The organism is Candidatus Enterococcus huntleyi (assembly GCF_009933175.1).
Lineage (GTDB): Bacteria > Bacillota > Bacilli > Lactobacillales > Enterococcaceae > Enterococcus_K > Enterococcus_K huntleyi.
This window is the reverse complement of sequence record NZ_MAEJ01000030.1, coordinates 1-26,290: the sequence shown is the minus strand read 5'-3', so window position 1 is coordinate 26,290 and position 26,290 is coordinate 1. Positions and strand designations below refer to the sequence as shown.

The window sequence follows — 26,290 nt, the reverse complement described above, 5'->3', positions numbered from 1 at the left end:
AGAAATCACCCTTTAAAAAATAGTGGAATAAGTAAAAGAGGATTGGGCACGCCGCCAATCCTCTTTTACTTTCCACCTATTCGATTCAGCCACACAAATAAAAATTATAGTTGAATATCTTCACTATAGTAGTGATAACAAAAAAATACGATTATTCTATTTCTGACATTATCGTTTGGACTATCTCAACAGACTCTTCAAAGCTAATTTCATTAGCATATTTGAATGTGCGCTGATACTTCATCCACATTTGTTTTTGATAGTCGGACTGTCTTATTAAAGAAACCTGATTTGACCAACCGTTTAGTTCTTGAAGGGATTCACGTTTCGTAGCTGTGTTCTTTAATGCTTCTCTGAGAATTGCTATACTCACATCATTTCCATACATTTTCCAAACTGTGAATAAATCATAGCGGTCACGTGGGCGTGTTGAACCTTCACCACGACTCAGAACACATTCTAGTTTCTCAGCAAGTACTGTTTCCAAATTATAAGATAAAATTTCGATTTCATCCTCTAAAAAAATAGACTGAACTGCATACTGAATTTCATAAGGTGTTATCTTATCACCAGTAGTCACATCGATAAAAACAACTTCTCGTAAGGTATCAAATGATGCATTAATTTTGATTACAAATCCGCCGTATTCATCATCACTTCGAATTGGTGCGAGCGAATCAACCATGAATGTAAATCCCTCATCACACTCTTGTCTGAAAATATTGTTGAAAATTGAAAGAAGATTCTCTTTCGACAACTCGGCACCTTTAAGCATAACGTCTAAATCCATTGTTGTTCTCTTATCAATTCCAATTATGTTGCTGATAAGGTAGCCACCTTTGACAACAAAACTCTTTTTATACTCACTTTTGACAATCAAACGTAGAACTTGCTCAATCAAATAATTTTGCTGAACTTGTTGGGCAGGTATCCTCTTCTTTTTTGCAATATTTCTTATTTTCGCCTTGAAACTTGTTGCATTCGTATATTTCATTCCAACACCTCTAGGTAGGACTGAACTTTTTTTTCAACTTTAAACATTTTGGCGTATTTAAACAACTTAGAATAATTAATCTTATTATTTGCAGCATACACTTTATAAGCTGGAGCTATTATCTGAACGTCGATTCTGTAAATACCTCGTAAACATTCAACCAACGTTCGTTCGATCTCATATACACGGACCATTTGACCGCCAGGTGCTTTCACTTCAACAATTCCCTCTTCTGCGTTTGAACGGACAATAATTGGTTTGATTCCAGCCTCTTTGATGCGCTTAGTATTTGTTCCATAGGGAAAACTCATAACTGGTTCAAAAGGAACTGACAGCGATAATCCATGTAACCAGAGAGCTGACTCAAGAGAATAGACCCCTTTAGGATAGCGATATTGCCAAGCATAGAGCTCATCAACGTAAGCATCCGGACGGCGATAAATTCCTCGTTCATCTTTTTCAAGTGTTCCAACATCTAACATCTTACGAACAGCAGAGTAGGGAACACCTGCCTCTTGTATCTGATTAAAGGTAATAAATCCCTGATTTTCCTCTACTATTTTTTCCACTTTTGGCATGCGCTCACCTCCACATTTATAAAACTATATGCTAACATTACTTATCTATGTTAGCACATAGTTGTTAAAAAGTAAAAGCTAACGTTATTGCACATTGTTAGCATATTGTTTTCACATCTATAAAAATCTTCTTAAGAGCTAAAATTATCCCTCATACAAAAAAAACGCAGAAAGTGGACTGACTACTCAGTACTCCTCTTTCTGCGTTTTTTATAAAATATTTTTTCCAGATCAGTCAACCTCATCATTTTCGTATAAACTAGTCAGCTCTCGGATTCGTTGCTTCAATCCTTGACGAATGTATTCAGGTCCAAGACACTCACATTTACTCCCAAAACTCAGGAGCTGATTATAATAGTAGTCATTCTCAATAAACGGAAAATTTACTAGATAATGAGTTGCACCATCTGGTAAAAACTCCTCGTATGCACAATAATCCAGCATGCGTTCCATCAGAGAGTGGTGAATCCTCAGCTTTATTTCAATCTGTAAATTAGCTAAATCCTGTGTAAATTCTAACTGTGGCGCTGGGAATTCTCTTGGTGTAAACGAGTCCGATTGAATGGATAAATTTGTCATCCGAGTCAGTTTGAATAACCTAAAATCCTGTTTTTCCAAGCAATAGCCGCACAAGTACCAGCTACTATTCTTGACTACCAACTGATAAGGCTCGATGATTCTCGTAGCTTCTTGCCCCTTCAGATTTACATACTCAAATGCTATCTGTTGACTAACTTTCAAAGCTTGCTTAATGATTTCCAAATAAGGTTGAATCGTACGACTTCCTAGCCAAGGCTGTAAATCGATCACGAGCTGATTTGTTTTCAATTCAATCGCTCGCGCTTGTTGGTCAGGAATAAAATGTTTCACTTTGGCTAGTGCACTAGCCCGCTCATTTTCATGAATCATAGTCGAGACACTGGTCAAGCCAGTGAGGATCGCCGTAATATCAGCCGCTGAAAATACCTGCTTATCTAATTTGTATTTCGGCATAATCTCATAGCCTCCACCTACGCCTGGTATCGAATGGATGGGAATTCCAGCTCTATCTATCGTTTCTAAATCTCGGTAGATGGTACGCAAAGAAACCTCAAATGTGTCGGCTAATTGCTGGGCACTGATTCGTTTCTTTTCAAGCAACATCAAGATGATGCTTATCACACGTTCAATTTTCATTTATTCCCCTTCGCAAAAGCATATTCTTATGAAATTCTATATTGTTGCCACAATGCTGTCAACTATCCAATGGTATAGTCATTTTGAAAGACGTTATAAACTACTTGAAAAAAATCGCTACATACGGAGGAATTTTTATGCTGACAATTTATATTTATGCCATGGGTACTTTGGCAGACTGGGAGATTGGCAATGTAATGGCCGAACTCCATTCGAAACGCTTCTTCAAAAAAACTGCGCCAGATGTAACAATCAAAATGGTGAGCCATTCGACTGCACCGATACAGACTATGGGTGGATTAACAATTATTCCCGACTGTTTAGTCGAAGAAATCATCGCCGATCAACAAAGTCTGCTGATTCTTCCCGGTTCAGATACCTGGAGCAATCCGGAGCATTTCCCAATCTTAGAGAAAGCCCGTGAATTTCTTTCACTAAATCTGCCAGTTGCTGCGATATGTGGGGCCACCGTGGCGCTTGCGAATGTTGGCCTCTTAAACGATCGTCCGCATACCAGTAACGGTCCGGGATTTTTAGAAATGGTCTGTCCAACTTATATCGGGCAGAATTTCTATGTGGATGAACCTGCCGTTACGGATAAATCCTTAATCACAGCCAGTTCAACTGGTGCTTTATTATGGACGAAACAGATTATTCAACAATTAGACGTCTTTGCCCCCGAAACCTTGACTCATTGGTACAACTATTTCAGCACAGGGGATTCTGCCCACTACTTCGCTCTTGCGCAATCCCTGTCCTCGGAGGACTAAATCCACTAACGACTAGATTCATTCATAATCAGATTCACTCAATAACAGAGTGAGGCGAGCCTTCATTTGTTCGCCCCACTCTGTTTCTTTTTACACCACTTACTCAGCGCCTACTTCCCTCTTTAAGAAAACCTTTTCTGACAATTCGTGCGCAAAAAAACTGCCGACCTCTTTCTCAGATTATTTCCTTTATATTTTTATAAGAAAGCCTGTGCAATAGTCCACATTTTTTTCTACTTATGTTATGATAGACTGGATATTTGTTCCATTTTTGTTCAAGTATAGCTTAAGAACATAGGCGAATAATTATCCGTCCATTTGTCATTTATTAAGCCATCTTCTAGGGTGGATTCAGTGATACTTGGATTGTAGTTATTTTATTATTTATCGAGTAGTACACTGTGTTTCAGGAAGAATTCAGACAGTGTTACGCACTAATTTTATCGACTAAACGATCTATTTATATAATTTTATCGGAGGGTTCATTCATGGGTATAAGAAGTCAACTGGCAATTACAGCTGGGAAAACGGCTCAGTGGGTATTAAAGAATTTCTTTAAAGGTGGCTCGAGCTACCCTGGAACATTAGCATTAAAAATTGATCCACATATCCTTGATACACTAGCAAAAGATTACGAAATCGTGGTGGTCACAGGAACAAACGGGAAAACCTTAACCACCGCTTTAACCGTCAATATATTGAAACAAGAATTCGATGTGCTGACGAATCCAACCGGCGCCAACATGGTGCAAGGAATTGTCTCAACCTTCTTAGCAGCGAAGCCTAAAAAAGGCCATAAGAAATTTGCTGTGTTAGAAATTGATGAAGCGAGTTTGAGCAAAGTTACTGAATATATTAAGCCTGAACTCTTCTTGTTCACGAATATTTTCCGCGACCAAATGGACCGCTATGGCGAAATCTACACGACGTATCGTATGATTGTCGAAGGAGCAGCCAAATCACCAAACGCGCCAATTCTCTGCAACGGCGACTCACCCATCTTCAATTCTGTCGAAACCGTCAATCCGCGTAAATACTACGGCTTCAATCATGAAGAGCCGCGCGAACAGATGGCTCATTATAATACAGATGGCGTGCTGTGCCCTGAGTGTCAGCATATTCTTCACTATAAGATGATTACCTATGCGAATCTAGGTGATTACTATTGCGCGAATTGTGGCTTCAAACGCCCCGCGCTAGATTTTGAGTTAACAAAAATGGTCGCTATGGATAATACCTCTGCTGATTTTGTGATTGATGGGCAAGAATATGGTATCGAGGTTGGTGGTATGTACAACGTCTATAACGCGTTATCGGCTACCGCTGTCGCTGAATATTATGGCGTTTCTCCTGAGAAAATTCGTCAGGGCTTGAGCTATGATGAAAAAGTTTTTGGTCGCCAAGAAGTCATCGATATCAATGGCAAGAAATGTACATTGGTCCTTGTCAAAAATCCGGTCGGCCTCAACCAAGTCATCGATATGATTGGTCTCGCACCTGATCCTTTTTCTCTCGTATGTTTACTAAATGCGAATTATGCAGACGGTATCGATGTTAGTTGGATTTGGGATGGCAATCATGAAGCTTTTGCTGAGATGAATATCCCAGCCGTTCTCGCTGGTGGCGATCGCCACAAAGATATGGCACTTCGATTGAAAGTCGCTGGCATTCCTGAAGAGAATCTAACGGAAACCAAAGATTTAATTGAAGTTATCGAAGACATTAAGCAGCTACCTACTGAACATGTTTACATTCTTGCTACCTATACAGCCGTCTTACAATTAAGAAAAGAATTGGCAAATCAAGGCTATATTAAAGGAGGAATGTCTCGTGGCTAAGTACGAATTAACTGTCGCTCATTTATATGGCAACTTGCTAAATACTTATGGTGACAACGGCAATCTATTAATGCTCAACTATTACGCTAAAAAAATGGGTGTCGCATTCAACGCAGAAGTCGTCAGCATTCACGAACCCTTCGATGCCCAGAAATATGACTTAGTCTTCTTCGGTGGCGGACAAGATTTCGAACAAGTGATTGTTTCAAAAGACATTCAGGATAAAAAAGAAGCCTTAACCGAATATATTGAAAATGATGGCGTCATGTTAGCTATCTGTGGCGGTTACCAACTCCTAGGCCACTATTATATCGGTGCTCATGGTGAGAAAATTAGTGGCATCGGTGCCTTAGACCATTATACGCTCAGCCAAGAAGACAATCGTTTCATCGGCGACATTGTGATTCATAACGACGAATTCAATGAAACCTATTATGGTTTTGAAAATCATAACGGCCGAACTTTCTTAGGCCGCGGCGAACGCCCTTTGGGAACTGTTGTTGAAGGTCATGGCAATAATGGTGAAGATCAATCCGAAGGCGTCATCTACAAAAACGTCTACGGCTCTTACTTCCACGGACCGATTCTTTCAAGAAATGAACAACTAACCATTCGCTTATTGAAATTAGCTTTAGAGAAGAAATACGGCAGTGCATTAGAATTACCGCAAGAGTTTATGTAATAAAGACAAATAAGCACCTCATCTTATGTGGCTAATCCACATAGGATGAGATGCTTTTTTTTATCAATCTTAACTATTCCTTTCAGTAAATAATCTTCAAATTACGACTCCGGAACTTCTTCAATTTTCGCTTTTTGTTGATTAATTTCTTTGATTCGCGTCATATCAAACTTCGGTGTCCGATCATAATAATACAAGCCATTTTTTTCTTGCTCGACATCATAAAGTTGCGTGTAACAAAAGCCGAAAATCTGCGGATGATTGAGCAAAACTTCCGTTAACCCTTTGTAGCGTGCATAAAACTCTTCTTCGGTTTTTGGTGTTTCACCATAGCCCCAAGATTTTTCCGTTTGCTCACTGGGATCCCATTTGATACCGCCATATTCACTGACACAAAACGGCTCGCCCTTATAGGTTTGACGGGCATCGTGCTCATCCCAGAAGACGCCATTGGTTTGCTTTTCACCTGTAAAATGTTCTTTAAAAACATCCACATCCTGCGCATAATCATGGACATCATAAATATCAGTAATCACATGATAATTGCCGCTGGTATCAATACACGGACGCGTCGGATCCAAACTTTTCGTTGTCTCATAGATCATTTCCAGTAACTCATTTTTTTGACGACGATTCTCATAATCCCACGATTCATTAAATGGACACCACGTGATAATCGCTGGATGATTGAAATCTCTTTTCACCAGACTACTCCATTCCGGTAGAAAATCAGCGATTGCTGAGTAAGAAGAAATATCCAAGCCCCAATTGGCCATCTCACCCCAGACCAGGTAACCTGCTTGATCGCAATGATACAAGAAACGCGGTTCAAAAGCTTTTTCATGCAATCTCGCGCCATTAAATCCAGCCGCTAAACTCAATTCAATGTCTCTCTTCAACATCGCATCATCGTTGGCAGTGTAGATACCTTCTGGATAGAAGCCTTGATCCAGCACCAGACGTTGAAAAACGGGCTGACCATTCAACAGAAACTTATTCTCTTCCAGCGACACTTCTCGTAAACCAAAATAACTTTCTACTTGATCTTCTTCAAAGGTCAATAAGACATCATATAAACGACCCTTACCAACTTCCCACAAATGCGTTTCTGCCAATGGAATGTCTAAATAGCCATGCGAAGAAAGCTGCACGCTGGCCTCTCCACAAGGATTTCCTTGATAAGTTACCTGCGCTGTTAAGGTTCCACGGCCAGTAACTTGCGCGTCAATTGTTACGCGACTTTCTGCGACATTCGGATAAAATTTGACTGCTTTAATTGATTTTTTCGGTAAAAATTCTAGCCAGACCGTCTGCCAAATTCCAGTCGTTCGCGTATAATCACAGCCATGCGAATAATATAGGCTACTTTGTTTACCCTTCGCTTGCCGGCCTGTGCGATTGTCATCTTCAACATAGACAGTCAGACTATTTTCACCCACCGTTAAATAGTCAGAAATATCAAAGGAAAAAGAAGCATAGCCACCAGTGTGTGTACCCACAGATTGCCCATTGATAAAGACCTGACTCGCGTAATCCACAGCACCAAAATGTAAGCGAACTTCTTCTTGAAGCTGTTCCTCAGTAATTTGGATTGTTCGCTTGTACCAGACAGCTGGCATAAAATCCGTATAACCAATCCCACTTAACTGACTTTCTGGGCAAAATGGCACTAGAATTTCTTGATCCAAATGTGCGCGATTTTGCCAATCTCTTTCCAGTCCACTTTTGCCAAAATCAAAAGCAAATTCCCAGGTTCCATTCAGACTTTCCCAATTCTTTCGTTGCCATTGCGGTTGCGGATGTTCTTTTCTAGGTAATTGTTCCATGACAGTTCCTCCATTCTCTTTACATTTATAGTATACAGTCGTATAGTTTTAATTTAAGAGAGAATACCACTAAAAAAGTGAGGAATACACGCATGAAAGAACTGCTTTTAAGTTTTCTACCTGAACAATTTGAATTTCCTGAGATTTTCCGAATCGAGCTCGCCGGGATTACCTATCCTTTTGCGGATTATCGTGTTGAACGTGCTCATTCTCAGATTTATAGTATCGAATATGTGATTGCTGGCACGGGCGAATTACAAATTGACGGCGAATCCTATTATCCACAAGCAGGTGACACCTACATTCTGCCTAAAAATCACCATCACAAGTACTGGTCAGATAAACGAAGACCTTTTCATAAAGTTTGGATTAATGTGTCAGGGACACTCTGTGATCATTTATTTGACGTTTACCATTTGCAACAACGATACGTCTTGTCATCAGTTTCAGTCAGAGAACACCTTGAAAGTATTATCCAGCTCTGTCAGGATTATTCACTCTCGCCAAAAGAGCGGAGTGAACAAACGTCTTTGCTCTTTTTCAAATTATTGATGGCGATTCACCAACAAGCGCGTCCAGAAGAATTAATTCCTGAAGCTATCCAAAAAGCTAAGTCAATTTTAGATAACCATCTGCATACGACTCTTTCAATCAATGAGTTAGCCAGACAAGTCAATCTATCCGCTTCACAACTGACACGTGTCTTTAAGTCCATCTATCAACAAACACCCTACGATTACTTTCTCACGAAGAAAATGGAGATGGCTGAAGTCTTGCTTGTAGAAACACGGCTATCGATTCAAGAAATTTCTGACCGTTTAGCTTTTTCAGACGAGCATTACTTCTCAAATCTATTTAAACAAAAGCGCCAGAGAACTCCTAGCAGCCTACGGAAATAAGAGAGCACAAAAAACAAGCTAGATGAATCAAACGTGAACTGTTCCTCTCTCGTTTGACTCATCTAGCTTTTGTAATTATTATATGTAGACTGAACTAACACACACAGCGACGTAACGCATATACTTTGAACATATTATGCAACGATTCGCCCATGAGTAGTAGTGTTTTTCTTGTAAATCGTAACAACCATGGCGTCAAGAATACAGCCAATGCCACGAACGAGCAAGCTAAAAAGAAGTTAATCCATAGGAATACTTGAAGTCCCAAAAGAGAAGCAGCTACGACTAAAAGTGGTGACAGTAAGATCAGTCCATAGCTAATCCACACGCTATTTAAGAATAGATAGACACCTGTCATACTCACTAATTCAATACTTGTATCAACCAAAAAATTTCCTGTCCTCTTCACTCTCAGCCCTCCAATTTACTTTTACACGTTTACTTATGACATTAAGTATAGCAAATAGTGCAGAAATAAGGCTCAGTCTAAAGTCTGAAGTTTCGCATGTACAGGTACAGAAATATGCTCACAGTAGAATCATTTTTTGGTAACCATAAATAGTACATCTTACTCCCGTATCCAGCCCTGATAAAAAAAGCGCCAAAAACAGTGCGATTAGCTAGTGGACAATTTCTGATTTCTAACTCATAAACAGCTAGCATTGAATAAAGGGACGCACATTATTGTACGTCCCTTCTTTCTTATATAGATTTTTAAGCATTTTCTCCTGGTTCAGAAGCGATAATATCTAGATCACCGAAGAGTGTCCATTCCTTAACGCCATCTGGGAAAATACAGCTTGCACCTTTCGTTAATGGATATTCTTTCCCATCAACCTCAACATGCCCTTGACCTTTAATGACCGTCATCAATGTGTACGGCGCATTCTTTTTCACTTGTAGTTTGCCGGCAACTTTCCATTCATACACGTTAAAGAATTCTGTTTCAAGGTACGTGATGATTGATGAAGATCCTTTACGAACTTCTTTCATTTGAACAGCTGGTACACTAGCTGGCACAGTTGTCACATCAATCGATTGTTGAATATGCAATTCGCGGGTATTGCCTTGGTCATCCTTACGATCATAATCGTAGACGCGATAAGTCGTATCTGAACTTTGTTGCGTTTCTAAAATTAAGATGCCTTTACCAATCGCGTGGATTGTGCCACTTGGTACATAATAGAAGTCACCTTTTTTAACAGGGACGCGTTTTAATAAATCATCCCAGCGACCTTCGTGAATCATCTCTGCTAATTCTTCGCGTGTTTTGGCATGGTGTCCATAAATAATCTCTGCGCCTGGTTCAGCATCAATTACGTACCAACATTCTGTTTTGCCTAATTCGCCTTCATGTTTTAAGCCATAGGCATCATCTGGATGGACCTGCACAGATAATTCGTCCTCAGCATCCAAGATTTTTGTCAATAATGGGAAAACTGGACCTTCTGGATTGCCAAATAATTCTTTGTGGTTCGTCCATAATTCATCTAATTTTTGGCCTTTAAATTGACCATTTTCAACAATACTCACTCCATGAGGATGCGCGCTAATCGCCCAATCTTCCCCAATTTTATCATTCGGAATATCAAAGCCAAAGACAGTTTTTAAACGACTGCCACCCCAAATTTTTTCTTGGAATACAGGTTTCAAAAATAACGGTTCTTGCATCGTACATAGCTCCTCTCAATTCATTCCCTGTTATTATATCACTATTTCTTTTTTTGCGCTTTCTCTGTCAAATAAATCTTCAAAATTTCATCGCGCACCTGAATATATTCTTCCCGATGATCTGTCGGATGCACGCGATTCGATAGGAAAATAAAGCCTGAGCCTTCTAAAATATCAATTAAAATAAAGGTGCCCGTATAGCCGGTATGAAATAACAAGGGACGGCCCTCTGATAAATCAACCTTCAAATCCCAGCCTAAGGAACGCTGACCCTCGCCCGTCGGTGTCTGATCACGCAATAATTCTTTAATCGTCTCTTCTCGTAAGAATTGTCCCTCAGGAAGACTGCCTAATCGAAGATACATCGTCACAAATTTGATCAAATCACCAATTGTCGTAAATAAACCAGCATTCCCCGCGTGCTCAGCAAGTACTCGAGCTTTCGGATCATGGGTCACACCATGTAAAACTTCACCTGAAGCCAATTGTTCAGTGGGGACAATCCGCTTAGAAGGATGGGGTGAAAATAAACTGTGCATCATACCTAACGGATTCAAGACTTCTTCCTGAAAAATATCCGTGGCATCATCCCAGTACAGTTCTTCCAACATAAACCCTAACAGAATAGTTCCAGCATCCGTATATTTGACTTGTTGACCCAACTGATCCCCAGATTTTAACGTCAGATAAGCTGCTTTTAATTCTGATTGAGAGAGCTTGTCACGATCAGGAATCCAGGTCTGAATATCAGAAGTATGAGTCAACAGATGACGAATCGTAATCCGTTCATCTTGAAACGCCAGCAAATAGTTTTTCAGTGGTGCATCTAAGTCAATCTTACCATCTTCAATCAGCCTTAATACCAAACTTGTGGTACAAACAACCTTTGTTAGAGAAGCTACATCAAAAAGAAAATCTTCCTCCATCGGGTAGCTCTCCGGTACAATACGTGCCTGTCCCAGCACATGAATTTCTTGAGTAAATTTTCTATTTTTTGCTAGCAATGGATTTTGATTCTCTTCCAAATCCATAAGAGCTTGTTCTTGCTCTGGTTCGATAAATGCATAAACGGCCCCTGGGAAAATCCCTTGAGCTTGTTTTTGACTGATTATCTTTTGTGTTTGAGGATACATTTTTTTACCTCCCTCTTTTTTTACCACGTATAACAAAAGGGACCAAGACAATTCGTCTTCGCCCCTTTTGTTATCTTCTAAAATTAGCCAAAAATTAAACGCTAGGCGACTATTTTCTGACAAACCACCATTCGATGCCGGCAGCATCGTAAATGGTTAAAATTGCTTTCTTTTTATCAATAAAGAAGTCTTTATTAAGTGCACGTAAATGTTCTTCCAATTTAGTCATGCTAGCTTCACTGACACGGAATTTTAAGAAATCTAAGCCTAGAACAGAGTCCGTTGGCAAATCAATCGTGCCACCTGTTGCTTCATTCAGTCCGACATGGAATTCACCTTCGTTTAAAACCAAGATTCCGTTGTTTTCATTCTTCACATCCAAGCCTAGTACTTCATCTAGAAATTCGCGTTGCCCTTCCAGATTACTGACATTCAGATGCACACGATCAAAGCGAGCGCCTGGTGCTAAGACAGCCGTTACATCATCGGCTTTTTTCAATAACTCTTCTTGATCCATTGGTTCTGGATTAACGTTTTCTGATGAAGAAGACGCGACATAATAGATGCCCAGCTCATTGCCTTCTGGATCTTCCATCAAAATGCCCAAACGTCCTTCGTCCTCTAAAGCCCCTTTGATTGGGTAATCTGCTTTGCGGATACGTGATAAAACATTGGCCATTTCTTCTTCACTTGGAACGATCAATGAAAGACGTTGTAATTTCTTTATTTCCCCAGTATGTTCCGCTGCTCTTGGACTTTCTTCCAGCAGTAACACTTCGCTACCCGATTCTTTGGTCCCCATGATAGCTAATTCGTTTTCTTCCCCTTTTAATGCAAAACCGATTACTGTTTTATAAAAATGAATCATAGCATCGCGATCTTTTATACGGATAGCAACGCTCTTCAAATAAGTTGTATTTTCTAAACTAAAGTCACTCATTTCTAACTTCTCCCCCTCTATGTCAAATTTTATTGTACTCATCATCTGGCTTTCTCGCAAGTATTATCCTGAACAAAATCGAAAAAAACAAACATTCTGCAAAAAAAGGGTCTTTTTTGCAGAATATCTGTTATATTTCCTCTAAAAGCTGAATTTATCTACGCTGCGTCTTCAGAAAATTGACTGTTGTATAAATCAGCATAAAAACCGTTTTTAGCCATCAATTCATCATGATTTCCGGTTTCGACAATCGCCCCGTGATTCATCACAATAATATTATCTGCATCTCTGATTGTTGAAAGTCTATGGGCTACCACGAAGCTCGTTCTGTTTTCCAACAAACGATTCATCGCCCGTTGAATGAGAACTTCTGTCCGCGTATCAACACTTGACGTTGCTTCATCTAAGATTAATACATCTGGGTTAGCTAAGAAAGCCCGCGCAATCGTAATCAACTGACGTTGCCCTTGTGATATGTTACTTGCATCTTCATTTAAGACGGTATCATACCCCTCAGGTAATTTGCGGACAAATTCATCTACATGGGCAGCCGTTGCAGCTCGAATAATTTGTTCTTTCGTCGCTGTTTCGTTGCCGTATTTGATATTGTCATAGATAGAGCCTGTGAATAACCAGGTATCTTGAAGCACCATTGAGAAATGAGCGCGCAATTCATCACGAGTTAAATCACGTGTATCCTTGCCTTCATACTTAATGCTCCCGCCGCTAACATCGTAGAAACGTTCTAATAAATTAATCAGCGTCGTTTTACCAGCACCGGTTGGTCCAACAATTGCGACCATTTCACCTGGTTTGACATCTAAGGTAAAGTCTTCCATCAATAATTGATCTTTGGCATAACCAAATTGAACATGGTCAAATTGAACTTTGTATGGCGAGTTTTCAACGACAGGAATTCCTGAAGCTGCATCACTCATATCTTCTTCATCTAAGACTTCGAAGACCCGCTCAGCCGAGGCAACCGTTGATTGAATGGTATTCATTAAGCTGGCAATTTGGGTAATCGGTTGTGAAAATTGACTGGTATATTGTAAGAATGCTTGGACATCCCCAAGACTCATATTTCCGTTGGCAACTTTGACCCCACCTAAGACTGCTACAAAGACATAACCTAAGTTTTTGACAAAGTTCATTAACGGCATAATCATCGCTGAGATAAATTGGGCTTTCCAGCCTGCTTCATATAATTTTTCATTTTCAACTTCAAAAGCTTCTTGATTGACATCTTCGTGGTTAAAACTTTTCACGACCATATGTCCGCCATAGCTTTCTTCGACTTGGTCATTCAATAAACCTAAGCTCTTTTGTTGATTAGAGAAGTAAGTTTGTGATTTTGGTGCGACAATCATCACAACGACTAAGCTTAATGGCACAGTTGCCAAAGCAATCAAGGTCAACTGTGGTGAGATTGAAAGCATCATGCATAAGACACCGACAAAGGTTACGACACTGGTAATCATTTGCGTTAAGTTTTGTTGCAAGGTGCCGGCGATATTATCCATATCATTGATAGCCCGGGACATAATATCCCCATTACTATGAGTATCATAGTATGAGATTGGGACTTTATTCATCTTTTCTTCCAATTCACGACGCATTGAGTAAACCGTCCGTTGAGAGACACGCGTCATAATGAATTGTTGCAAGAAGTTAAAGACAGCCGAAATTAAATACATTGCAATGACGGTCAAAATAATTTGACCAATCTTATCAAAATCAATCGGGAATTTCGTGATTTTCTCGCCGGCTTGCATTTGCGCAACGCCTTTCATCACGCCACTAAAAATTTCAGTGGTGGCTTTCCCGAGAATTTTTGGTGTTTGAATTTGGAAGATGACTGCCGCAATCGCTAAAACTAAAACAGCCAGGATGGCATAAATTTTGTTAGACATATATCTGAATAAGCGTTTGACGGTGCCCCAGAAGTTTTTAGCTTTTGGACCCTTCGCGCCGATATTACGGCCAGGCCCACCACCCATAGGTCTACTTTGGTGCGTTTGTTTGTCTTTACTCATTTGGCTCATCCTCCTCTCTAATTTGTGAACGCACAATTTCTTGATACGTTTCGTTGCTCGCCATTAGTTCATCATGGGTACCTTTACCAACTAGTTTCCCTTCATCTAAAACTAGAATCGTATCAGCTTCCATAACAGTACTTACTCGTTGTGCCACTAACACAACAATCGCTTCTTTTACATCTGTTTTTAAGGCAGCCCGTAATTTTGCATCGGTTTTAAAGTCTAAGGCTGAGAATGAATCATCGAAAATGTAGATATCGGCTTTTTTGACTAGTGAACGCGCAATTGCTAAACGCTGACGTTGTCCACCAGAGAAATTCCCACCGCCTTGTTCAACATAACTATCCAAACCGTCTTCCATCTCTGAAACGAAATCTTTGGCCTGGGCAATCTCTAAGGCTTTCCAGATTTCTTCATCTGTCGCATCAGGTGCACCATATTGCATATTATCCCGAATGCTGCCCATAAATAAGACCGCTTTTTGCGGAACAACACCCAATGCTTCACGTAAATTCGCTTGGGATACTTCAGCAATATTGGTGCCATTAATTAAAATAGCCCCTTTATCGATATCGTAGAAACGAGGAATTAGATTCACTAAAGTCGTTTTCCCAGAACCTGTTCCACCGATAATCGCAACAACTTCGCCTGATTTTGCAGAAAAATCGATATTTTCCAATGCTAGATTTTCAGCACCATGATATCGGTAATCAACATGATTAAAGACTAATGTTGCGTCTTTCCCTTTTAATGAAAGCTGTTTAGGTTGCGGCGTATCCGTAATATCTGGTTCAAGTTCCAATACTTCATTAATCCGATCCGCAGAAGCTTGAGCACGAGGCACCATCACAAAAATCATCGCTAACATCATAAAGCTCATCAAAATTTGCATTGCATACGTCATGAAGGCAATCAAATTACCGACTTCTAACGTCATGTCCGCAATATAATGACCACCAAACCACGTAATCGCAATGTTCGTCCCACTCATAATCAAAGTCATCATGGGAATCATTAAGGAAACAATCGTATTTACTTTAATCGCTGTTTGTGTGTAATCTTTATTGGCATCATCAAAACGTTTTTCTTCATAATTTGTTTTACCAAATGCACGAATTACACGAACTCCCGTCAAACCTTCACGGAAAACTAAGTTTAAACGGTCGGTTTTCTTTTGCATACTCTTAAAGAGCGGCACGGCAAAATACATAATTCCGCCAACTAGAATCGCCATAATCGGTAACACGAATAAGAAAATTTGTGTTAGCTTTGGATCCTTGCTATACGCTAAGAAGCTAGCACCAATCAAAGTAATCGGCGCATTAATCATCATTCGCAAGAACATTTGTGTCACCATTTGAATTTGTGTCACGTCATTGGTTGTCCGCGTAATAAGGGAAGCTGTCCCGAATTTATCGAATTGATTATTCGACAGATGTTCAACCTTACTATAGACATCCGTTCTCAATTCACGTCCTAATTTTTGGGATTCTCTCGTGGCAAAAAAAGTATTCCCAATCGCTGCGATAATACTAATCACAGAGAAACCAATCATGACAAAGCCTGTTTGCCAGATATAATCAACATCGCCCTTTGCGACCCCTTTATCGATAATATTCGAGGTCAATGTGGGCAAATATAATTCAGCAATGACTTGGACGATCATAAACGCAACCGCCATAACCGCTGAAACTAATGAAACTCGTTTGACTATTTTTACCATTTATTTCCCTTCTTTCTGTTGCTGCGCACCATCACGAAGCCAATTAATTTTTAAACGGAAGTCTTGAACCACTAGGTCAATTGGATAATCTTTATCCTTTGTCACCTGCTTATAGCCATTAACTACCGTAGAATAAACTGCATGCATCAACAATTGAATCAGTAAATCGAACTCTCTTTTATCCTCGACTTTTAATAAATCCATATCAATCAAATCCACTAAATGTTGCCCATGGCCTTCTTTTGATTCGCCCTGTTTATGTTGATGTTGGCATTTTTTCTCTTTTTTAGATTTTTCGAAATCAGCAGTCATTCGTTTGGATGAGCGATAATCCATATTCATAAATAGATGTCTGTAAAACGCTGAGTTCTCCCCTTCTAATGTATCGCGAATCATTTGCGGGAAGTAATTTTCGAAACCTTTAAATAAATCACCCTTTGCTGCGATGATGGCTTCTTGCATATTTCTTTTACTATCTTGTCGCAATAAATCGAAGTAATAAAAATATAAATCTTCCTTGTCTTCAAAATATTGATAGAAACTGCCTCTCGGAATTTCCGCCAGTTTGACAATATTTGCAATCGAAGCCTCATTTAAAGGCGCTCTAGAAAATTCAATCCGCGCCGCTTCTAATAATCGCTGTTGCTTTTCATCCGGTAAATGAAAAAATGTATGAGTCGGCATGATATCCTCCTTCTTTAACTTGTTCAAAAATGACACAACGTCATATGACACCTTGTCATTATAGCACCTTGATTTTAAAAAGCAAGTATATTCCAACTTATTTTCATAAAAAGTTGCATTTTTTATTTTACCCATCAAATCCGCGTCATGTCAGTGTTTATCCATGAGAAAAAATCCAAGAACATTCAGTATTTTTTCACAATATTTTCATATATAGCTCCTGAAAATTCACACAGTGGCATACTAAAAAAATGACTGCCGCTTTCGGTAAAAAACTTTTTTTCGTCTGTCAGACAAAAAACTTGCTAAATGTTACTTACTTTTAGTAAACTAAGAACTGTCAAAAAGAAAACAAACTAAAAGGAGCTTACTTATGTCAAAATTATTAGTAGTAAAAGCACATCCATTATCAGCTGAGGAATCTCGTTCAGTGAAAGCCTTAGAAACTTTTTTAGCCTCATACAAAGAGACTAACCCATCTGATGAAATCACTGTCTTAGATTTATACAATGATTACATGCCTGAAATTGATAAAGATATGCTGACTGGCTGGAATGCATTACGTTCTGGAACAGCTTTTGAAGATTTAACTGGCGAGCAACAAAAGAAAATCGCTCGTTTCAATGAATTAACAGAACAATTCCTAGCAACTGATAAAGTAGTCATTGCTAACCCAATGTGGAACCTAAATGTTCCAACTCGTTTGAAAGCTTGGATTGATACAATCAACGTAGCTGGCAAAACTTTCCGCTATACAGAAGAAGGACCAAAACCTTTAACTGAAGGCAAGAAAGCTCTACACATCCAATCAAATGGTGGATTCTACGAAGCGCAAGATGTTTCTTCACAATATGTTAAAGGTATTCTAAACTTCATCGGTGTGAACCAAGTCGATCAATTATTTATTGAAGGAATCGATCACTTCCCAGACCGTGCAGAAGAATTATTAGGTACAGCATTAACAACAGCAACTGAATTAGGTAAAACATTCTAATTCTTGATTATACGAAAAGACCTCTTCGTGCTATCTATTAGGATAGTTTGAAGAGGCTTTTTTTAGTTCAAGGGAGTAGAGCAGTTTAGGCTATTGATGCCGCATCCGGCATTCCTTCCACCAAAAAGTTTGCAGTCTGGTCGCAAGCAGCTCAACAGAGGGCGTTGATCTCATTGCTAGATTAGTTCTCAACCCGCTGTAAGTACTGTGGTCAACAGCGGGTAGTTCATAATCCACCTTTAGGGACTGCAGAACTTTTTGGTTACAGGAATACCTACTGCTAGATTTGATAGTAATCTTCTTTATTGAATAAGCCGACAAAAACAATCGCTAGAAAATATCGAACAGTTACATCTTTTTGTAATTTTTACTTGCTTGAGTTATTTTACCGATTAGTTCAAGTATCATTCGTACAAAAATGACAAATAGTATGTACAGTACAAATAGATCATTTGCTGATGGAACGATTCAATTTTGATTTTGAGACTGAAAGTAAACCAATCATTGCTAAGAAGAAGACTGTACCGATAATTAGGAAGGATTGCGCATAATCGAATTTTTCTATGCTCCAGCCTAATATTGGATAGAAAGCTAATGAAACGAGGCCACAGAGTAGGCTGGAGAATGATAGAATCGTTGCTCTGGTTTCTGATGTAATCATATGGTTCATGTGGTTGCTTGTATACGGGAATAAACTATCCAGTAGTAGATTGAGTATCAGGAAGCCGCTTATCATCAGAATTGGTTGTGTTTGTGAAATTAAGAGACACGTGCCAAAAAATACGATTGCTAATGCTAAGAAGAATTTTGATGCTTTGATATTTGTGAAATACCTTGATAGGAAAGCACCAACGATACCGAATAATGTGACCAGACCTAGAATCATTGTGATTGAATGATCGGTTAAGCCGATTGTTGAAAAGGCCCCTTGAATGAAAATAACAATCCCGTTTGTGTAAGCTTCTAATAAAGTGGTGAACAAGATGAAAACTAATAAGCGATTATCTTTCTTCAACTGGAAATAAGCGGTTTTAATTTGTTCGACAATCCCCTTATTTTCGGGGGTTGTCTCATCAGACAACGTTGGCGCCTGATATTCGTCAAAAAATAATATAGTGATTGCGGCAACTAAATAACCGACAAATTGTAATAGAAAGACTGCTGAAAAACCTAACTCAAAAATCTTCCCACCAGTTGCTGTGGCAAAGCTTAGCATACAAAGACTCAAAATTTGTGCATTGCTCAGGATAGTGACAAATTTATCCTTTTTATCAGTTTTATGTAAGTAATCAAAGAGCATCGCTTGATCAGTTCCGCTGCTCAACGTACTAGCAAACGCATCAAGTCCAAAGAGAATCACTAATAAGCCGAAACTCAAGTTCCCAGTATAAAATGGAATCAAAAACAGCCCCAAAGCAGAAAGAGCATTGAAGAATGCCCCAAAGAACAGAACGTTTTTCCGACTAAATTTATCAGCAATCATTCCACTAGGCACTTCTCCTATCATTCTGATAAAAGAATATGTCGATTGAAGCACCCCAAACTCAACTAAACTCAGCCCTAATTGCAGCGAATAAAGCATCAGAACCCCTCTAGAAAACCGCATATTCATGAACAGGTTATAGGTATAAAATATTTTTATTGATTTATTCATAGGTAATTATTATCCTTATGTTTATTTATGTAAGTTATCAAACCAAACCACTAACAGCCTAGCCTTCCATAGCTTCTAAGTCTATCATTCCTCAGAACCCGTTGCAAAGTTTTTCGAGATATTGCCTTCTACATAAAAATATCCTTTTTAAAATCGACGTGTTCGAATTTATCTAGTTAAAAGCTTATTATTGGAGTCATTGTTATCTTTAATTTCCATAGTCTACCTTTGCCAAGTATTTCTCAACTCAGGTACCAACTGATTCTTAAATTCAAAAAATGAGAAATATTAAGTATACTTACTTTTTTGCCCTTTTTCCTTTTGAAGAATTTTGACACTAATTTTACGCTGAATAGACGGAATACCCTCAAAAATTAAGTATACTTTATTTTTTGAGAGTTATTTTTGAACTTTAAATTTATTATTGCTCAAAAAACACAAAAAACAGATTTTCCTTTTAAAAAAAAAGAAAAATTTTTGAGACGATTATTTTTGTAGATATTCCAGATTCCTAAAGTCAACGCTAACTTCAGATGTGTTATATATCCCAGTATATTGACTCTCATATTTCACTAAAATTTCAACTATGTCAGTAAATTTCTGCACCTTTTTATCTCTGGTAAACAAATGACAATCAGGTCGGAATCAAAAAGTTCTGCAGTCCCTAGAGAGAGATTATGAATTTGCCAGTTCCACTTGCCAAGTTTCAGGATAGTGGAATGGTATGCGTGGCTTTATAGAAGGAAATTAAAAATTTCCTACATTTAGATAAGCTAGCTGAACTAATCTAGCAATGAGATTAACGTTCTTTGTTAAGCTGCTTGCGACCAGACTGCAAACTTTTTGATGTATGGAATCCCGGATGTGACACAGATTTTTAATCTAGAAAAAAGACGCCACTCACATTCATCTAGTGAGTGGCGCCTTTCTTATATAATTCATCTGATTAGCTTCGTCAGCCTTCTTCTTTGCTTTCAACTTTTTCTTCTTCGTACAGACTTGAAACGTCTTTGTACCATTCGAAGATATGGCTGATAATGACTTTGGCTGCGGCATAGACAGGAATACCTAACATTACGCCGACAATGCCGAATAATTTTCCTGATGTCAATAACACTAACAGAATCGTAACTGGATGGATTGATAATTGACTGCCTAATACTAATGGTGAAATGAAGCGACCTTCAATCGTTTGTTCAATAACAAAGACCACTAGAACTTTCACTAACATCACCGGTCCAGCGACAATACCTAGGAAAATAGCCGGTATCATGGCTAAAAATGAACCTAAATATGGAATCAGGTTTAAGAATCCGGCCGCAATTCCTAAGGTTACGGCATAATCTAGTCCAATGATTGAAAACAGAATGATGAACATCACCGCTACAGCAAAAGCGACAGTGAGCTGCCCACGAATATAGGAAGAAACTTGCTCGTTCATTTCTTTTAGAACTTTTAATGTTGGTTTACGCATTCTCGTTGGCATAAAATTAACGAAATAAGGTGCTAATTCTTTGCCGTCTTTTAATAGGTAGAACAGGATGAATGGCATCGTAATTACCGCAACAACAACCGTTGCAATCGCGCCAACAAAACTACCGACACCTTGGACGGTAAATTTAGAAACATTCTGGATGATTTCACCTAACGAACTCATCAGCTTATTTGTCATTTGCTCCGCTTGATCTTTAAATTGAGCAAGCGCTGGACTACTTAGAATCTCATCCGTTTTGTCATTCATCGTCTCTAAATAATTCGGCAAATTCGTCGTAAAGCTAACGACTTGCTCTTGAATTTGGGGAATAATCACAACCATACCCCAGACAATTAAACCGATGACTAGAATGAATAGCGCAATAATTGTATAGAGTCGATTGACGCCTTTTTTCTCAAAATAATCTACCACAGGATTCATTAAATAATAGAGAATTCCAGCTAAGATAATTGGCAAGCCGACAATCGCTAAGAATTGCCAGATAGGCTCAAATAGATAGGAGACCTTAGTAAATAACAACACAATCAATAGAATTAATAGGACAACTAAGAGAGAAGTCACTACTTGATTATTTAAAAACCATTTCCAAAACCAAGATAATGGCCGCTGCTTTTGATTTTTTTCTTCTTGCATTCCTACCTCCTACAGATAAACAATTTCAGTATTTTTGTTAAAGTTTGGTACCACATAAGGAGTTAAATAGACCCCATTTACAATTCGATCTTCTTCTGGAACTGCATCAAAAATTAATGTTAGATGGCCGATTGCTTGTAAATTTTGGTTTGCCGTGTTGCCAACATATTGAATCGTATACTCTTCCCCGTCAAAAAGAATCTTTCCAGAAACTTTCAATTCCACCGGAGTCTCTTCTGAAATTGTTTGAATAACTGAGTATTTTTTTAAGGCAGGTGTCGCCGTGTCGCCGAACAAGATAACTAGCGGTTCTTTGTCACTTAGTGCTTGGCTGCCGATTTCCTTTACAATTGCTTTCATTTCCAACATCGCTCCTCATTTTTTGAATGATACAAATATTATAGCACACTCAGTTTTTTTAAAAACCCATTCGCGCCTTTCTATGGTAAAATATAATGGAAACTAAAAAATTGGAGGCTACAATTTATGTTAGAAAACTTATTACTCGGGACCTATACGCGTCGTGTCAGTGAAGGCTTATACACAATTGCCTTAGATACAGATAAAGGTGAGCTACAAAATTTGGCATTAGCAACAAAAGAAGACAGTCCAACTTACGTGACGAGAAGTCAAGCTGGCAATGTCTATACGATTACTTCGATTGATGGAAAAGGTGGCGCAAGTGCTTATACGCCAGAATTTACTTTTCTAAATGCAGTCACTGAAGAAGGCGCTCCTCTTTGTTATGTAGCAGTTGATGAAACACGTCAATTAGTATATGGCGCAAACTACCACAAAGGTGAAGTTAATGTCTATCGTATTTTAGACAATGGTTCACTTGAAGCAGCCGACAGTGTTTATCATACGGAAGCTACAGGGCCTCATGAAAATCAAGACAAGCCTCACGTGCATTACACAGATTTAACTCCTGACAATCGCTTAGTTGTCTGCGATTTAGGAACAGATGGCGTTTATACGTACGACGTTTCTGCTGAAGGCAAATTAACGCAAGTTGCTATCTATCAAGCTGAACCTGGTACAGGTCCTCGTCATTTAGTCTTCCATCCAAATGGAAAAATCGCTTATTTATTTGGTGAACTAGATAGCACCGTGACTGTCTTAGCTTACAATGCAGCGGAAGGAACATTTACGAAGCTACAAAAACTTTCAACAATCCCTGCAGAGCACACTGAATTCAATGGTGGCGCAGCAATCCGCGTTTCAAATGATGGCCGTTTCCTTTATGCTTCTAATCGTGGGCATGATTCGATTGCTGTCTATGAAATCAATGCATCTGGCGAAGAAATTGCGCTCATCCAACTGATCTCTACAGAAGGCGAAATCCCTCGTGACTTTAGCTTAAATGGCTCAAATGAGTTCTTAGTCTGTGCCAACCAAAACACAGATAATTTAACCCTTTACCGTCGTAATGCTGAAGATGGTACACTAACGATGATTCAAAAAGACGTATTCGCTCCTGAATGTGTCTGTGTCTACTTTGAAAAATAAATCGTAAATAAAAACGATAATCAAGAGTGTCCATCACATCGATGCACTCTTGGTTTTTTTTATTTCTACCCTTTTTCCTTCTGAGTCAATTAAGGTCAAAAAAACTTCTCATTCTTCAGTGCTATCATTTTTCTTCTCACTACTCATTGTTTATACTTAGAACCAAGGAGGATGATTTCTATGTTAAACAAAGAACCAGCCCAACAATTAATCAGCGAGCTATCAGATCTTTACAATAAATGTTTGCCTATCTATGAGTTAGTTACCAGTAGACATTATGATGAGACACGTGTTTTACTAAATACCAGTGAACTATTTACGATGTATCGCTTATCGAATCAATTTTATAACTTCCATCCGGAGATTCAAAAACCTGAAGCTGAAAAATTTTATGAAGCATTTGATGAATTCTATTCGGAATTAAAACAGCTAATTTTCCATGAAGATGATGCAACTGGCAAGCTGTACAACAAATTGTCGATCATGAAAGATCTCTTCGAAGAGTTGACGACTGCCTATAATGTCTTATAATAGAGAGAGTTAGAGTCCTAGCTTAAGACGAAGGAGTGTTTTGATGGATCAACAAGCTGTCTTAGATCGGTTAAGAGAAGAGTTAAATTTACCTTTCTTTAACGGAACTGTCGAAGATAAGGAATATACCGAAGAAGAGTATCAACAAGTTAAGAAGGATTTAGTCCAATATTTTGATGACTATGTTCGTAACGTCGAAAATTAAAAATCAAGAAGAGGTGCGAATCTATGCGTTCGTACCTCTTCTTATTTAGTGACTTAACCGATTATCAGTAAGAGTGATCGAAAACAATACAAAGCAAAGTCTTTGATAGGATATTTTTTTCTATTCCTTTTATTTTCAAGGTCTTTGTTCACTAGTTTTCTTCTATTTTACTGATGCAGGAATTTCTAATAAGCAAGTAACGGGAATTTTAATCTGAAGATTGCGACTTGAAAAGAAATTGTAAAAAGAGTCGCATCCTTTGTGAAGAACGAAGTTTTCCTGTAGCATGAAAGTAGATGGATAGTTAAACAGAAATTAATAACGAGGGGGATTTATCATGAAGATTTTTGTTGTCGGAGCGAATGGTCGTGTGGCCGAAGAATTAATTAAGCTATTGGTAGAGCGAGGTCACAGTATTTTAGCTGGGGCCCGTAGTGTTGAAAAGGTACCTGAAATGGATGGCGTCAAGCCAGTTCATTTTGACCTTCACTGGACGGCTGCTAAAATGGCGGAAGCGCTGGAAAATGCTGAAGTAGTCTACTTTACTGCTGGTTCGCGAGGCAAAGACCTGCTTCAGACAGATTTATATGGCGCTGTCAAAGTGATGCAGGCGTCAGAAGAAAGAGGCATCAAGCGTTACATCCAGCTAAGCTCGATCTTCTCCATGGAGCCTGAGCGCTGGAATGACTCCATTACCGACTATAATATCGCAAAGATGTTTTCTGATTACTGGTTGATGGACAAAACAAATCTGGATTATACGATTTTACAGCCAGGAAATCTGGAAGAAAAACCAGCGACTGGAAAAATCGAGGTCAACGTTAAGGAAGCTGGGCCGAATCCGATCCCAGACGTAGCATCGACACTGGCGACCCTCTTGGATCAGCCTAATACGGTGAAGAAGGTCATCATGATGCATACCGGAGACACGCCAATCCGCGATGCCTTAGCAAGCATTTAAATAAACTTCAAAAAGCGTCTGCCCCAGACTAGTCTGTTAGTTCTGAGGCCGATGCTTTTTTATCATCCTTTTTAAGCTTACGGTTCCAATAGGATTTTGCCCATGCTTTTTCTAGACTCCAGAAAATCATGGGCGTGCTTTCCTTGCGTTCTAACCAATCAGCTAATTCAATTTTTATCGATTCATCTCTTGTGCTGACTGTAACATACACAAGACAAAATAAATAGGCAACTTGTTTATGTATCGATTCTCGTAAAGCTTCCCCTGATAAAAGCACATTAAAAAAAGAGCCGTGACTTGAATCACAACTCTCAATTAAAACTATTTTAAAATAACAATAAATATTATTTTTAATATTCGTTATTTGAATTAATGGATGGATAAAATATAGACGGATGATTTTCTGATTTTGTTTTTTTATAAATGGACACAAAAAAACCACCGGGTGGTTAAGCCGATGGAAAAAGGAGTAATTACTCTTGAAAAAGAGTAAAATGAAAAATAAAAAGGTTGTTTTTGGTTATGAATTAATAATACTCTATTTATAACCGATTGTCTAAACAAATACTTTATTTTTTAATTAAATAACTCTCATTTTGTTTTGATAGTTTATTGCGCTTAGTTTTATCTTATTTTTTCAATAGTAAATTTGTCATACGTTGAATCGCAAAAGCAATTTCATCTGTCGCTGTATCTTGTTTTTCTTCCGCCGCATCAAAGGCTGCTTTATCAATTCCATCCGCTGTATTGATGCTGTTTAGCATTTCTTCACAGCCGGCTACGTAGTTTAAATAAGAACGTTCGAATTTCTTATGGATCCCCATCACAGCAGCTGGAGGACGCAAAGTACTGATCTTTTTCGACATTGCCCGATATTTATCCGTACCTGTTTCAAAAAGTGTACTGATTTCTTTAAGCTCTTCGCTAGATAGGCTGTCCAGCTTATTTTCATCCAAAGCCGTGCGAAGCTTTTCATAGCTTGGGTTCATTTCTTCCCCTATTTTCTCTGTATCTGTCACAATATCATTAATCGTCTGTACATAAAATCCTAAATTTGGTCGCAAAAAAATCCCTACTTTCTATAATCATACTCCTATTTTAAACTATTTATCCTACATCTAACAAGCTTCTGACAAAATTATTCATCATTCTATAAGAAACAGGCGTTTTTCATACGAAGAAACAACTAAGCGAGACTAAGTATCGAGGGAAAGCCGCTGGAAAATACAGTATACAAACACTATTATTAAGAATCCAGGCTATTTATCCGAAGCTCCAGCTAAGCAAAGCTGCTTAACTGGAGACACTGTACTCTATTCAATTTGACCCTCACCAACACTATTTGACGAAGAGCC

At 38.7% G+C, this 26,290-nt stretch carries 25 protein-coding genes; 9 read left to right on the top strand and 16 right to left on the bottom strand.

Annotated features, from left to right (window positions below; all coding sequences use genetic code 11):
- Nucleotides 1-151: 151 nt before the first annotated feature.
- From BAU15_RS12705 to BAU15_RS12695, 3 genes are all read right to left on the bottom strand, one after another.
- Complete coding sequence (locus tag BAU15_RS12705; RefSeq protein WP_161843112.1) at nt 152-994, bottom strand: nucleotidyl transferase AbiEii/AbiGii toxin family protein; 843 nt, start codon at nt 992-994, stop codon at nt 152-154.
- Nucleotides 991-1,572 (bottom strand): type IV toxin-antitoxin system AbiEi family antitoxin domain-containing protein, encoded by a 582-nt coding sequence (locus BAU15_RS12700; protein ID WP_161843111.1) that lies wholly within the window; start codon nt 1,570-1,572, stop codon nt 991-993. Before BAU15_RS12700 ends, BAU15_RS12705 begins: the two co-directional genes overlap by 4 nt.
- 231 nt (nt 1,573-1,803) lie before the next feature.
- Nucleotides 1,804-2,748, bottom strand: coding sequence for a helix-turn-helix transcriptional regulator (locus BAU15_RS12695; RefSeq protein ID WP_161843110.1), 945 nt, complete (start codon nt 2,746-2,748; stop codon nt 1,804-1,806).
- Between the two features lie 137 nt (nt 2,749-2,885).
- Here BAU15_RS12695 and BAU15_RS12690 point away from each other — a divergent pair, with 137 nt between their 5' ends.
- The 3 genes from BAU15_RS12690 (at nt 2,886) to BAU15_RS12680 (ending at nt 6,038) form a co-directional block, all read left to right on the top strand.
- Nucleotides 2,886-3,518, top strand: a complete 633-nt coding sequence (locus BAU15_RS12690) for a type 1 glutamine amidotransferase family protein (RefSeq protein WP_161843109.1) — start codon at nt 2,886-2,888, stop codon at nt 3,516-3,518.
- 488 nt (nt 3,519-4,006) lie between these two features.
- A complete protein-coding gene (locus tag BAU15_RS12685; RefSeq protein WP_161843108.1) occupies nt 4,007-5,356 on the top strand; it encodes a Mur ligase family protein in 1,350 nt (449 codons plus the stop codon).
- On the top strand, nt 5,349-6,038 hold the full coding sequence (locus BAU15_RS12680) for a type 1 glutamine amidotransferase (RefSeq protein ID WP_161843107.1): 690 nt from the start codon (nt 5,349-5,351) through the stop codon (nt 6,036-6,038). The genes BAU15_RS12685 and BAU15_RS12680 overlap by 8 nt, the downstream gene beginning before the upstream one ends.
- Before the next feature lie 101 nt (nt 6,039-6,139).
- Here BAU15_RS12680 and BAU15_RS12675 read toward each other — a convergent pair whose 3' ends face one another.
- Complete coding sequence (locus tag BAU15_RS12675; RefSeq protein ID WP_161843106.1) at nt 6,140-7,864, bottom strand: glycoside hydrolase family 2 protein; 1,725 nt, start codon at nt 7,862-7,864, stop codon at nt 6,140-6,142.
- A gap of 92 nt (nt 7,865-7,956) precedes the next feature.
- Between BAU15_RS12675 and BAU15_RS12670 the strand changes: the two genes are divergently transcribed.
- A complete protein-coding gene (locus BAU15_RS12670; RefSeq protein WP_161843105.1) occupies nt 7,957-8,763 on the top strand; it encodes a helix-turn-helix transcriptional regulator in 807 nt (268 codons plus the stop codon).
- A gap of 94 nt (nt 8,764-8,857) precedes the next feature.
- Here BAU15_RS12670 and BAU15_RS12665 read toward each other — a convergent pair whose 3' ends face one another.
- From BAU15_RS12665 to BAU15_RS12635, 7 genes are all read right to left on the bottom strand, one after another.
- Nucleotides 8,858-9,172 carry a hypothetical protein gene (locus BAU15_RS12665; RefSeq protein ID WP_161843104.1) on the bottom strand — a complete coding sequence of 105 codons (315 nt, stop codon included), beginning with the start codon at nt 9,170-9,172 and terminating at the stop codon, nt 8,858-8,860.
- A 305-nt stretch (nt 9,173-9,477) separates the two neighbouring features.
- Complete coding sequence (gene manA / locus BAU15_RS12660) at nt 9,478-10,434, bottom strand: mannose-6-phosphate isomerase, class I (protein ID WP_161843103.1); 957 nt, start codon at nt 10,432-10,434, stop codon at nt 9,478-9,480.
- A 41-nt stretch (nt 10,435-10,475) separates the two neighbouring features.
- Nucleotides 10,476-11,567 (bottom strand): serine hydrolase domain-containing protein, encoded by a 1,092-nt coding sequence (locus BAU15_RS12655; RefSeq protein WP_161843102.1) that lies wholly within the window; start codon nt 11,565-11,567, stop codon nt 10,476-10,478.
- Between the two features lie 109 nt (nt 11,568-11,676).
- On the bottom strand, nt 11,677-12,507 hold the full coding sequence (locus BAU15_RS12650) for a VOC family protein (RefSeq protein ID WP_161843101.1): 831 nt from the start codon (nt 12,505-12,507) through the stop codon (nt 11,677-11,679).
- Between the two features lie 158 nt (nt 12,508-12,665).
- Nucleotides 12,666-14,543, bottom strand: coding sequence for an ABC transporter ATP-binding protein (locus BAU15_RS12645; protein WP_161843100.1), 1,878 nt, complete (start codon nt 14,541-14,543; stop codon nt 12,666-12,668).
- On the bottom strand, nt 14,536-16,269 hold the full coding sequence (locus tag BAU15_RS12640) for an ABC transporter ATP-binding protein (protein ID WP_161843099.1): 1,734 nt from the start codon (nt 16,267-16,269) through the stop codon (nt 14,536-14,538). The genes BAU15_RS12645 and BAU15_RS12640 overlap by 8 nt, the downstream gene beginning before the upstream one ends.
- Nucleotides 16,270-16,953, bottom strand: coding sequence for a TetR/AcrR family transcriptional regulator (locus BAU15_RS12635; RefSeq protein WP_161843098.1), 684 nt, complete (start codon nt 16,951-16,953; stop codon nt 16,270-16,272).
- A 373-nt stretch (nt 16,954-17,326) separates the two neighbouring features.
- On the opposite strand from BAU15_RS12635, the gene BAU15_RS12630 reads away from it, so the two are divergent.
- A complete protein-coding gene (locus BAU15_RS12630; protein ID WP_161843097.1) occupies nt 17,327-17,947 on the top strand; it encodes an NAD(P)H-dependent oxidoreductase in 621 nt (206 codons plus the stop codon).
- Between the two features lie 448 nt (nt 17,948-18,395).
- Here the strand turns inward: BAU15_RS12630 and BAU15_RS12625 are convergent, their stop codons facing one another.
- The 3 genes from BAU15_RS12625 to BAU15_RS12615 form a co-directional block, all read right to left on the bottom strand.
- The gene (locus BAU15_RS12625) at nt 18,396-19,601 is read right to left on the bottom strand and encodes an MFS transporter (RefSeq protein ID WP_161843096.1); all 1,206 of its coding nucleotides are present in this window, start codon (nt 19,599-19,601) and stop codon (nt 18,396-18,398) included.
- Between the two features lie 955 nt (nt 19,602-20,556).
- The gene (locus BAU15_RS12620; protein ID WP_161843095.1) at nt 20,557-21,729 is read right to left on the bottom strand and encodes an AI-2E family transporter; all 1,173 of its coding nucleotides are present in this window, start codon (nt 21,727-21,729) and stop codon (nt 20,557-20,559) included.
- Between the two features lie 9 nt (nt 21,730-21,738).
- A complete protein-coding gene (locus BAU15_RS12615) occupies nt 21,739-22,089 on the bottom strand; it encodes a PTS glucitol/sorbitol transporter subunit IIA (RefSeq protein ID WP_161843094.1) in 351 nt (116 codons plus the stop codon).
- A 126-nt stretch (nt 22,090-22,215) separates the two neighbouring features.
- On the opposite strand from BAU15_RS12615, the gene BAU15_RS12610 reads away from it, so the two are divergent.
- The 4 genes from BAU15_RS12610 to BAU15_RS12600 all read left to right on the top strand — a co-directional run bounded on the left by BAU15_RS12610 (nt 22,216) and on the right by BAU15_RS12600 (nt 24,935).
- On the top strand, nt 22,216-23,238 hold the full coding sequence (locus tag BAU15_RS12610; RefSeq protein WP_161843093.1) for a lactonase family protein: 1,023 nt from the start codon (nt 22,216-22,218) through the stop codon (nt 23,236-23,238).
- 180 nt (nt 23,239-23,418) lie between these two features.
- The gene (locus BAU15_RS12605) at nt 23,419-23,769 is read left to right on the top strand and encodes a hypothetical protein (protein WP_161843092.1); all 351 of its coding nucleotides are present in this window, start codon (nt 23,419-23,421) and stop codon (nt 23,767-23,769) included.
- Between the two features lie 43 nt (nt 23,770-23,812).
- Complete coding sequence (locus tag BAU15_RS15615; RefSeq protein ID WP_202622740.1) at nt 23,813-23,974, top strand: hypothetical protein; 162 nt, start codon at nt 23,813-23,815, stop codon at nt 23,972-23,974.
- Between the two features lie 337 nt (nt 23,975-24,311).
- Entirely contained in the window at nt 24,312-24,935 is a 624-nt protein-coding gene (locus BAU15_RS12600; RefSeq protein WP_161843091.1) for an NAD(P)H-binding protein, read from the top strand.
- A gap of 28 nt (nt 24,936-24,963) precedes the next feature.
- Here the strand turns inward: BAU15_RS12600 and BAU15_RS12595 are convergent, their stop codons facing one another.
- Nucleotides 24,964-25,368, bottom strand: a complete 405-nt coding sequence (locus tag BAU15_RS12595) for a hypothetical protein (RefSeq protein WP_161843090.1) — start codon at nt 25,366-25,368, stop codon at nt 24,964-24,966.
- A gap of 196 nt (nt 25,369-25,564) precedes the next feature.
- Entirely contained in the window at nt 25,565-25,999 is a 435-nt protein-coding gene (locus BAU15_RS12590; RefSeq protein ID WP_161843089.1) for a hypothetical protein, read from the bottom strand.
- Between the last annotated feature and the right edge of the window lie 291 nt (nt 26,000-26,290).

Excerpts from the sequence above, each read along its gene's own strand:
- BAU15_RS12705 (WP_161843112.1), bottom strand. The coding sequence starts at position 994 with ATGAAATATACGAATGCAACAAGTTTCAAGGCGAAAATAAGAAATATT.
- BAU15_RS12700 (WP_161843111.1), bottom strand. The coding sequence starts at position 1,572 with ATGCCAAAAGTGGAAAAAATAGTAGAGGAAAATCAGGGATTTATTACC.
- BAU15_RS12695 (WP_161843110.1), bottom strand. The coding sequence starts at position 2,748 with ATGAAAATTGAACGTGTGATAAGCATCATCTTGATGTTGCTTGAAAAG.
- BAU15_RS12690 (WP_161843109.1), top strand. The coding sequence starts at position 2,886 with ATGCTGACAATTTATATTTATGCCATGGGTACTTTGGCAGACTGGGAG.
- BAU15_RS12685 (WP_161843108.1), top strand. The coding sequence starts at position 4,007 with ATGGGTATAAGAAGTCAACTGGCAATTACAGCTGGGAAAACGGCTCAG.
- BAU15_RS12675 (WP_161843106.1), bottom strand. The coding sequence starts at position 7,864 with ATGGAACAATTACCTAGAAAAGAACATCCGCAACCGCAATGGCAACGA.
- BAU15_RS12670 (WP_161843105.1), top strand. The coding sequence starts at position 7,957 with ATGAAAGAACTGCTTTTAAGTTTTCTACCTGAACAATTTGAATTTCCT.
- manA (WP_161843103.1), bottom strand. The coding sequence starts at position 10,434 with ATGCAAGAACCGTTATTTTTGAAACCTGTATTCCAAGAAAAAATTTGG.
- BAU15_RS12655 (WP_161843102.1), bottom strand. The coding sequence starts at position 11,567 with ATGTATCCTCAAACACAAAAGATAATCAGTCAAAAACAAGCTCAAGGG.
- BAU15_RS12650 (WP_161843101.1), bottom strand. The coding sequence starts at position 12,507 with ATGAGTGACTTTAGTTTAGAAAATACAACTTATTTGAAGAGCGTTGCT.
- BAU15_RS12645 (WP_161843100.1), bottom strand. The coding sequence starts at position 14,543 with ATGAGTAAAGACAAACAAACGCACCAAAGTAGACCTATGGGTGGTGGG.
- BAU15_RS12640 (WP_161843099.1), bottom strand. The coding sequence starts at position 16,269 with ATGGTAAAAATAGTCAAACGAGTTTCATTAGTTTCAGCGGTTATGGCG.
- BAU15_RS12635 (WP_161843098.1), bottom strand. The coding sequence starts at position 16,953 with ATGCCGACTCATACATTTTTTCATTTACCGGATGAAAAGCAACAGCGA.
- BAU15_RS12630 (WP_161843097.1), top strand. The coding sequence starts at position 17,327 with ATGTCAAAATTATTAGTAGTAAAAGCACATCCATTATCAGCTGAGGAA.
- BAU15_RS12625 (WP_161843096.1), bottom strand. The coding sequence starts at position 19,601 with ATGAATAAATCAATAAAAATATTTTATACCTATAACCTGTTCATGAAT.
- BAU15_RS12620 (WP_161843095.1), bottom strand. The coding sequence starts at position 21,729 with ATGCAAGAAGAAAAAAATCAAAAGCAGCGGCCATTATCTTGGTTTTGG.
- BAU15_RS12615 (WP_161843094.1), bottom strand. The coding sequence starts at position 22,089 with ATGAAAGCAATTGTAAAGGAAATCGGCAGCCAAGCACTAAGTGACAAA.
- BAU15_RS12610 (WP_161843093.1), top strand. The coding sequence starts at position 22,216 with ATGTTAGAAAACTTATTACTCGGGACCTATACGCGTCGTGTCAGTGAA.
- BAU15_RS12605 (WP_161843092.1), top strand. The coding sequence starts at position 23,419 with ATGTTAAACAAAGAACCAGCCCAACAATTAATCAGCGAGCTATCAGAT.
- BAU15_RS15615 (WP_202622740.1), top strand. The coding sequence starts at position 23,813 with ATGGATCAACAAGCTGTCTTAGATCGGTTAAGAGAAGAGTTAAATTTA.
- BAU15_RS12600 (WP_161843091.1), top strand. The coding sequence starts at position 24,312 with ATGAAGATTTTTGTTGTCGGAGCGAATGGTCGTGTGGCCGAAGAATTA.